Consider the following 8,642-nt stretch of genomic DNA (forward strand, 5'->3'; position numbering starts at 1 on the left):
TCTGCACTGGAACAATGCTTTGCGCCATTCCCTCCAGACGCCAGCGGTGTAGAATCGGCTGATTCATCGCCATTCATCCCCCGGCGGGTTTATGAGCTCAGGCTGAGACCAGCGGCGATCCCGCAACGTCATCGGCAACTTCACGGACACACGGCCATTGCTGAGTGTTCCAGACGTCAATAGAAGCTCACTCCCCTTTGATACCTGATTAGCCGCCCGGAGTGCTCCATGCCAGATTACCGCTCGAAAACATCCACCCACGGCCGCAACATGGCCGGTGCCCGCGCATTGTGGCGCGCCACGGGGATGAAAGATGACGACTTCAAAAAGCCGATCATCGCGATTGCCAACTCGTTCACCCAGTTCGTACCGGGCCACGTACACCTGAAGGATCTGGGCCAACTGGTCGCCCGCGAAATCGAACGCGCCGGCGGTGTTGCGAAAGAATTCAACACGATCGCCGTGGATGACGGCATCGCCATGGGCCACGACGGCATGCTGTACTCGCTGCCGAGCCGCGAGATCATCGCCGACTCCGTCGAGTACATGGTCAACGCCCACTGCGCCGACGCCATCGTGTGCATTTCCAACTGCGACAAGATCACCCCGGGCATGTTGATGGCTGCCTTGCGCCTGAACATTCCGGTGATCTTCGTTTCTGGCGGCCCGATGGAAGCCGGCAAGACCAAACTCGCTTCCCACGGCCTCGACCTCGTCGATGCCATGGTAATCGCCGCCGACGAAAGCGCTTCTGACGAGAAAGTCGCTGAGTACGAGCGCAGCGCCTGCCCGACCTGCGGTTCGTGCTCCGGCATGTTCACCGCCAACTCGATGAACTGCCTGACCGAAGCACTGGGTCTGGCCTTGCCGGGCAACGGTTCGACCCTCGCCACCCACAGCGACCGCGAACAGCTGTTCCTGCAGGCTGGCCGCACCATCGTCGAGCTGTGCAAGCGTTACTACGGCGAAAATGACGAATCGGTGCTGCCGCGCAACATCGCCAACTTCAAGGCGTTCGAGAACGCGATGATGCTCGACATCGCCATGGGCGGTTCGACCAACACCATCCTGCACTTGCTCGCCGCCGCACAGGAAGCCGAGATCGATTTCGACCTGCGCGACATCGATCGTCTCTCGCGCACCGTTCCCCAGCTGTGCAAGGTCGCGCCAAACATCCAGAAGTACCACATGGAAGATGTGCACCGCGCCGGCGGCATTTTCAGCATCCTCGGTTCGCTGGCCCGTGGCGGTCTGCTGCACACCGACCTGCCGACCGTGCACAGTCGCAGCATGGAAGAAGCCATCGCCAAGTGGGACATCACCCAGACCACCGATGAAGCCGTGCATCACTTCTTCAAGGCCGGTCCTGCCGGTATCCCTACGCAGACGGCATTCAGCCAGTCGACCCGCTGGGAAACCCTGGATGACGACCGTGAAAACGGCTGCATCCGTAGCTTCGAACACGCCTATTCGCAGGAAGGTGGTCTGGCCGTGCTGTACGGCAACATCGCCCTCGACGGCTGCGTGGTGAAAACCGCCGGTGTCGACGAGTCGATCCACGTCTTCGAAGGCAACGCGAAAATCTTCGAAAGCCAGGACAGCGCCGTACGCGGCATCCTCGCTGACGAAGTGAAGGCTGGCGACATCGTGATCATTCGCTACGAAGGTCCGAAAGGCGGCCCGGGCATGCAGGAAATGCTCTACCCGACCTCGTACCTGAAATCCAAAGGTCTGGGCAAAGCGTGCGCCTTGCTCACCGACGGTCGCTTCTCCGGCGGTACGTCGGGTCTGTCCATCGGTCACGCTTCGCCAGAAGCCGCCGCCGGCGGGGCGATCGGTCTGGTGCAGGACGGTGACAAAGTGCTGATCGACATTCCGAACCGCTCGATCAACCTGTTGGTCAGCGATGAAGAACTCGCGGCACGCCGCGCCGAGCAGGACAAGAAAGGCTGGAAACCGGTCGAGATTCGTCCACGCAAGGTGACCACCGCCCTCAAGGCCTACGCCTTGCTGGCGACCAGCGCCGACAAGGGTGCTGTGCGTAACAAAGCGATGCTCGACGGGCTGTAAGCGTCAAATCGCAGCAATAAAAAGCCCCGCCAAGTGCGGGGCTGATCGTTCCCACGCTCTGCGTGGGAATGTCTCAAGGGACGCTCCGCGTCCAGTGACGCGGAGCGTCACGGGCTGCATTCCCACGCAGAGCGTGGGAACGATCAACCCGATCCCTGTAGGTGTGTTTTGGGCTTACTGGATTTCTTCAGGCTTGACGATCACCCAGTTCTTGTCCGCCGTCACCGGCAACCCTTCTTTCGCCTGCGCCGCCGCATGCTTGGCCATCATGCCGTTCAACTGCGTCATGTACTTGTCCTTGCGGTTGATCCACAGGTGAATCCCGCCCTTGGCCACGTCGACATCGTGGAACAGCATGTAACCGTCGCTGGTCGGGGTATCGCCACCGACCAATACCGGTTTTTTCCACTCGTCGATGTAGGTAAGAATCGCCGCGTGCTTGCCGGCCATCCAAGTCGCCGGCGTCCACAGGTACGGCGTCAACTCCAGGCCAAGGTTGGCCTTCTCGTCATATTTGCCCGCGGTGATCTGTTTGCGTGCAGTGGTCAGTTCGTTGGTCTCGCGATTCTTCAGCAGTGTGGTCACGCCGATGACGTTCTGCGGTTTGACGTTGTAGCCGTACTTCGGATCCGCCGCGACCATGCGCACCAGTTCCTCGGAAGCGGCGGTCATCACGTAGACCTCGATGCCGTTCTCCATCAGCTTGTTGTACAGCTCTTGTTGGCCGGTGAAGATTTTCGGCGGGTTGACGTCGAGTTTCTTGACCACATCCCCTTCGTAATACGTCGCCGGCACCGGTTTGCCCGAGGCCATCAGCTCATCGACATAGCCCTTCAGCTCTTTGAGGGTGAAGCCGGAGAACACCTGCGCCACCCATGGGTAGCAGACCATGTCGTCGACTTCACAGAGGCGATAGTAGTAACTGAACAGGCTTTCCTTGTGGTCGGCGGTGTCCTTGAACGGCATCAGTTTCAGGGAAGGGTCGAGTTTGTCGCGGGTGATCAGGCCCTTGTTTTCCATGAACGGCAACAAGGACTCTTCGAGGTCGTAGCGGTAACTGGTGTTGTCCATGTCGAACACCGCGTAGTTACCTTTGTTGGCGTTGGCGGCGATCATCGCGTCCAGCGCCTTGGCCTGATCCGCCGGCCAGTGTTTCAGGTCGGTGGCGAAGGCCTGAGTCGCCAGACCCATGCCCACCGTCAGTGCGACAGCCAGAAATTTCGGTGCGAACTTCATAAGCCTCTTCTCCCTGATTCAAAGAGATCGACGCTAACAAATAAGTGTGACAGTCCTCGTCTGTCAGCGACCGCACACGTCCCCTTTGCGCCAGATGCATTGCCGAGAGCGACACAGGCTTATTCCAAAAACGACGGACACCCTGCGATTTCGGTATTAAATCATTGCAAATCAAACTGTTAGGCTTGCCGGTTCGCAGTTGCCCAAGAATGCGACTGGCACAAGTCTTATCGGAGTTTTCATGAATCTGCCGCTGATCCTCAACCTGCTGGTGTTCCTCGCCCTGCTCTTCGGTCTGGCGCAAACCCGTCACACCACGTGGAGCCTGGCGAAAAAAGTCCTGCTCGCGCTGGCGATGGGCGTCGCGTTCGGCGTGGCTCTGCACACTGTTTACGGTGCCGGTAACCCGGTGCTGAAAGCCTCGATCGGCTGGTTCGATCTGGTCGGCAACGGCTACGTGCAGTTGCTGCAAATGATCGTCATCCCGCTGGTGTTCGCCTCGATCCTCAGTGCCGTGGCACGTCTGCACAACGCTTCGTCGCTGGGCAAGATCAGCTTCCTGACCATCGGCACGCTGCTGTTCACCACCGCGATTGCGGCGCTGATCGGCATCGGCCTGACCAACCTGTTCGGCCTTACCGCTGAAGGTCTGGTCGCCGGCACTCAGGAAATGGCCCGTCTGCAAACCATTCAGACTGAATACGCCGGCAAGGTCGCCGACCTGAATGTGCCGCAACTGCTGCTGTCGTTCATCCCGCAGAATCCGTTTGCCGATCTGGCGCGGGCCAAGCCGACCTCGATCATCAGCGTGGTGATTTTCGCTGCATTCCTCGGGGTCGCGGCGCTGCAACTGCTCAAGGATGACGTCGAAAAAGGTCAGAAAGTAATCAACGCCATCGACACCCTGCAAGCCTGGGTGATGCGTCTGGTGCGCCTGGTGATGAAACTGACCCCGTACGGCGTGCTGGCGCTGATGACCAAAGTGGTCGCCGGTTCCAACCTGCAAGACATCATCAAACTCGGCAGTTTCGTCGTGGTCTCGTACCTCGGTCTGGGCCTGATGTTCGTCGTTCACGGTTTGCTGGTATCGGCGGCCGGGATCAACCCGCTGCGTTTCTTCCGCAAGATCTGGCCGGTGCTGACGTTCGCGTTCACCAGCCGTTCGAGCGCGGCAAGCATTCCGCTGAGCATTGAGGCGCAGACCCGTCGATTGGGGATTCCGCAATCGGTGGCGAGTTTTGCGGCATCGTTCGGTGCGACCATCGGCCAGAACGGTTGCGCCGGTTTGTACCCGGCGATGTTGGCGGTGATGGTTGCGCCGACGGTGGGCATCAATCCGCTGGATCCGCTGTGGATCGCGACGCTGGTGGCGATTGTGACGCTGAGTTCGGCCGGCGTGGCCGGTGTCGGTGGCGGCGCGACGTTTGCGGCGCTGATCGTGCTGCCGGCGATGGGTTTGCCGGTGTCACTGGTGGCGCTGCTGATTTCGGTTGAGCCGCTGATCGATATGGGCCGCACGGCGTTGAACGTGAGTGGTTCGATCACGGCTGGCGCGATTACCAGTCAGGTGATGCAGCAGACTGATAAAGCATTGCTGGATGCGGATGAGCATGCGGAACTGGCTCAGGCCTGATTAGCACCTGAAAGACCGCTATCGCTGGCAAGCCAGCTCCCACAGTGTTTTGTGGTGAACACAGATTTTGTGAACACCTCTAGACCTGTGGGAGCTGGCTTGCCAGCGATGCTTTTAAGCCTTTTCCCAGACTTCGAAGTTGTATGCGGGTTTATCTTCAACCGCCGGGTTTTCAACGTTCGACACCAGCTTCCACTGCTGCAAATCAAACTCTGGAAACCACGCATCCCCTTCCGGGCTCAATGCCACGCGTGTCAGATACAGACGATCCGCCTGCGCCAGCCCTTGCGCGTACAACTGCGCGCCGCCAATCAGCATCAGCTCATCAACGCCCTGCTCTTTCGCCCATTCCTCGGCGCGAACCACTGCGGCTTCCAGCGACGGATACACTTCCGCTCCTTCCAGCACCAGATCGGCCTGACGGCTGACTACGATGTTCAAGCGCCCCGGCAATGGCCGACCGAGCGAATCCCAGGTCTTGCGACCCATGATGATCGGCTTGCCCAAGGTCGTCGCCTTGAAGTATTTGAAGTCCCCCGGCAGGTGCCAGGGCATGCTGTTGTCGACGCCGATCACGCGGTTTTCACCGAGGGCTGCAATCAGGCTGAGGGGGAGTGATTTAGTCATGCCGGCGAGGATACCAGAGCCGCGCTTACCCCGATAAGCGCCACAGCGGTTATGCTCAGCGCTGGATTAAGCGACGGGATGCCGCGTGACTGAACTGACTCCACTGCAAAACCTCTGGCTCACCGAAACCGTGCGCCTGCGCGAAGAACACGCAGGCCCGCTGGAAGATCTGGAAGCCAATCGGCTGGCGCGCACCGCCGGCGGTGATCTGCCGAGCCGTATACAGCGACGGGCGTTATGGCTGGCCGAACGTGACGGGCTGACGGCTGCACTCAAACACTGGCTGCAAGGCGCGCGTCTGGCGCTGCTATTGATGGTGGTGCTGGCCTGCTTCACCGGCGCCGGCATGGCATTTTCTGCGCTCGGCGACGGTACGCGAGCGGTCAATATTTTCTGGGCGCTGGGCACGTTGCTCGGGGTCAATCTGATCCTGCTGCTGAGCTGGGCATTCGGCCTGCTGTTCGCCGGCGAACACGGGGCAGCGCTCGGCCGCCTGTGGCTGTGGCTCAGCGAAAAATTCGCCCGGGACGCCAAAGCCGCACAGTTGCCCCCCGCATTACTGGTCTTGCTGCAACGTCACAAACTCAATCGCTGGGCCATTGGCACACTGGTCAATGGCCTGTGGCTGCTGATCATGCTCAGCGCGCTGAGCATGCTGATATTGATGATGGCCACTAGGCAATATGACTTCATCTGGGAAAGCACGCTGCTGGGCGCTGACTTCTTCGCGGCACTGACTGATGCGTTGACGGTTGTTCCCCATGCGCTGGGCTGGAGTGCGCCGAGTGTGGACATGATCCGCGTGACGCTGGACACCGATTACAACCGCGTCCTGGTTCGCCAGATGTGGGCGATATGGCTGGTCGGCGCGGTGCTGATCTATGGCGTGCTACCGCGTCTGCTGCTGATGCTGTTCTGCCGTTGGCGCTGGAAACGTGGGCATGATCGCCTGCACCTGGACCTGAACCTGCCCGGCTACGCGCAATTGCGCGAACGCCTGATGCCGACCAGCGAACGCCTCGGCGTCAATGATCCGGAGCCGGCGCAATTGCACCGTGTCGAAAGCAGTATCAGTGAACTGGTCAGCGAAGGCGCGTTGCTGGTCGCCATCGAACTTGATGAGCAACGCCCATGGCCACCGGCATTGCCGAAAAACGTCAGCAACGCCGGCATCCTCGACAGCCGCGAATCGCGGCACAAACTCCTTGAACAGCTGAGCCGCTTCCCGCCGGCACGTCTGGCGATTGCCTGTGACCCACAGCGCTCGCCGGATCGCGGCAGCCTCGCCTTGATCGCGGAACTGGCGCGTAGCGCGGGCGAAACCCGCGTCTGGCTGCTGCAGGCGCCGCCGGGCGAAGCACTGGATGCCGAACGCCTCGGCGACTGGCACGTCGCGCTGCAGCAGCTTGACTTGAAGTTCGCCGATTGCGCGCCGTTGAACTGGCTGGAGACTGGCCATGACTGATGCCTGGAAAGCGCCGCTGAAGCTCGCGGTGGTCGGCCACACCAACGTCGGCAAGACCTCGCTGCTGCGTACGCTGACCCGCGATGTCGGCTTCGGTGAAGTGTCCCATCGCCCGAGCACTACACGGCATGTCGAAGGTGCGCGGTTGTCGGTCGACGGCGAGCCATTGCTCGACCTCTACGACACGCCGGGGCTGGAAGACGCCATCGCCCTGCTCGACTTTCTCGAACGTCTGGAACGCCCCGGCGAACGCCTTGATGGCCCGGCGCGGCTGGCGCGGTTTCTCGACGGTAGCGAGGCGCGCCAACGCTTCGAGCAGGAAGCCAAAGTGCTGCGGCAACTACTCGCTTCCGACGCCGGTTTGTATGTGATCGATGCACGCGAGCCAGTGCTGGCCAAGTACCGCGATGAACTGGAAGTGCTCGCCAGTTGTGGCAAACCGCTGCTGCCGGTGCTGAATTTCGTCAGCAGCGCCAACCATCGCGAACCGGACTGGCGAGAAGCGCTGGCACGGCTGGGGCTGCATGCGCTGGTGCGTTTCGACAGTGTCGCCCCGCCCGAGGATGGTGAGCGCCGGTTGTACGAAAGCCTCGCGCTGCTGCTGGAAAATGCTCGTCCGCAACTGGAACGGTTGATTGCCGATCAACAGGCCCAGCGCCTTGCGCGTCAGCAAAGTGCGGCGCGCTTGATTGCTGAGTTGTTGATCGACTGTGCGGCTTGTCGGCGCAGTGTGGTCAGCGAGGCTGAACAGGAGCAGCAAGCCATCAGCGAACTGCGCAAGGCCGTGCGCCAGCGTGAGCAGAAGTGTGTTGAGGCGTTGCTCAAGCTGTATGCATTTCGTCCGCAGGATGCGGCGGCAAGTGATTTGCCGTTGCTGGACGGGCGTTGGGGTGACGATCTGTTCAACCCGGAGACCTTGAAGCAACTCGGTGTGCGCGTGGGTGGTGGCATTGCTGCCGGTGCGGCGGCCGGGGCTGGCGTGGATTTGCTTGTTGGCGGGATTACTCTGGGCGCCGCGGCGTTGGCGGGTGCAATTGCCGGCGGTGCGCTGCAGACGGCGCGCAGTTATGGCAGTCGGTTGCTGGGCAAGATCAAAGGGCAGCGCGAGCTGACGGTGGATGATGGTGTGTTACGGCTGTTGGCGTTGCGTCAGCGGCAGTTGGTGGTGGCGCTGGATCAGCGCGGGCATGCGGCGATGGATGCGGTTCAGGTCGCAACACCGCAGGACAAGACCTGGCGCGAGGGCAAGTTGCCTGAAGCGCTGAACAAGGCGCGGGCGCATCCGCAGTGGTCGTCGTTGAATCCGCAGGCGAAGTTGAATCAGGCGGAAAGGCAGGAGCAGATTGAGGCGTTAGTGGGGAAGGTGCTTGAGCTGTAAACGCCGACCCTCACCCCAGCCCTCTCCCGGAGGGAGAGGGAGCTGACCGTGTTGTTCTTGGGTCATATATCGACCTGAGATATCCAGTCGAACTCAGGTTTGAAAGGCATGAAGATCGGCTCCCTCTCCCTCCGGGAGTGTATGTACCGGAGACATGGTGGACAGGTGTTCGGAGACATGGTGGACACATTTTAATAGACACATTGCTCATCGCGAAGGAGATGGCCTGTGTC

General features: G+C 60.7%; 6 protein-coding genes. 4 read left to right on the forward strand and 2 right to left on the reverse strand.

Annotated features, from left to right (window positions below; genetic code table 11):
- Positions 1-228 precede the first annotated feature (228 nt).
- Complete coding sequence (ilvD, locus tag ACIF4X_RS20035) at positions 229-2,070, forward strand: dihydroxy-acid dehydratase (protein ID WP_008088424.1); 1,842 nt, start codon at positions 229-231, stop codon at positions 2,068-2,070.
- Positions 2,071-2,244: 174 nt separating this feature from the next.
- On the opposite strand, the gene ACIF4X_RS20040 is transcribed toward ilvD, so the two are convergent.
- Complete coding sequence (locus ACIF4X_RS20040; RefSeq protein ID WP_064116295.1) at positions 2,245-3,306, reverse strand: hypothetical protein; 1,062 nt, start codon at positions 3,304-3,306, stop codon at positions 2,245-2,247.
- A gap of 241 nt (positions 3,307-3,547) precedes the next feature.
- On the opposite strand from ACIF4X_RS20040, the gene ACIF4X_RS20045 reads away from it, so the two are divergent.
- A complete protein-coding gene (locus ACIF4X_RS20045) occupies positions 3,548-4,939 on the forward strand; it encodes an L-cystine transporter (protein WP_397483438.1) in 1,392 nt (463 codons plus the stop codon).
- Between the two features lie 114 nt (positions 4,940-5,053).
- On the opposite strand, the gene ACIF4X_RS20050 is transcribed toward ACIF4X_RS20045, so the two are convergent.
- Positions 5,054-5,566 (reverse strand): dihydrofolate reductase, encoded by a 513-nt coding sequence (locus tag ACIF4X_RS20050; protein WP_122596608.1) that lies wholly within the window; start codon positions 5,564-5,566, stop codon positions 5,054-5,056.
- Positions 5,567-5,651: 85 nt separating this feature from the next.
- Here ACIF4X_RS20050 and ACIF4X_RS20055 point away from each other — a divergent pair, with 85 nt between their 5' ends.
- The gene (locus ACIF4X_RS20055; RefSeq protein WP_397483439.1) at positions 5,652-7,031 is read left to right on the forward strand and encodes a DUF2868 domain-containing protein; all 1,380 of its coding nucleotides are present in this window, start codon (positions 5,652-5,654) and stop codon (positions 7,029-7,031) included.
- Complete coding sequence (locus ACIF4X_RS20060; RefSeq protein WP_397483440.1) at positions 7,024-8,409, forward strand: GTPase/DUF3482 domain-containing protein; 1,386 nt, start codon at positions 7,024-7,026, stop codon at positions 8,407-8,409. The genes ACIF4X_RS20055 and ACIF4X_RS20060 overlap by 8 nt, the downstream gene beginning before the upstream one ends.
- Positions 8,410-8,642: the final 233 nt, after the last annotated feature.

The sequence above is a fragment of the Pseudomonas sp. NPDC085632 genome, assembly GCF_044541255.1.
Classification (GTDB): domain Bacteria; phylum Pseudomonadota; class Gammaproteobacteria; order Pseudomonadales; family Pseudomonadaceae; genus Aquipseudomonas.

What these genes read in the sequence shown, in the direction of transcription:
- ilvD (WP_008088424.1), top strand. Translation starts at nt 229, where the DNA reads ATGCCAGATTACCGCTCGAAAACATCCACCCACGGCCGCAACATGGCC.
- ACIF4X_RS20040 (WP_064116295.1), bottom strand. Translation starts at nt 3,306, where the DNA reads ATGAAGTTCGCACCGAAATTTCTGGCTGTCGCACTGACGGTGGGCATG.
- ACIF4X_RS20045 (WP_397483438.1), top strand. Translation starts at nt 3,548, where the DNA reads ATGAATCTGCCGCTGATCCTCAACCTGCTGGTGTTCCTCGCCCTGCTC.
- ACIF4X_RS20050 (WP_122596608.1), bottom strand. Translation starts at nt 5,566, where the DNA reads ATGACTAAATCACTCCCCCTCAGCCTGATTGCAGCCCTCGGTGAAAAC.
- ACIF4X_RS20060 (WP_397483440.1), top strand. Translation starts at nt 7,024, where the DNA reads ATGACTGATGCCTGGAAAGCGCCGCTGAAGCTCGCGGTGGTCGGCCAC.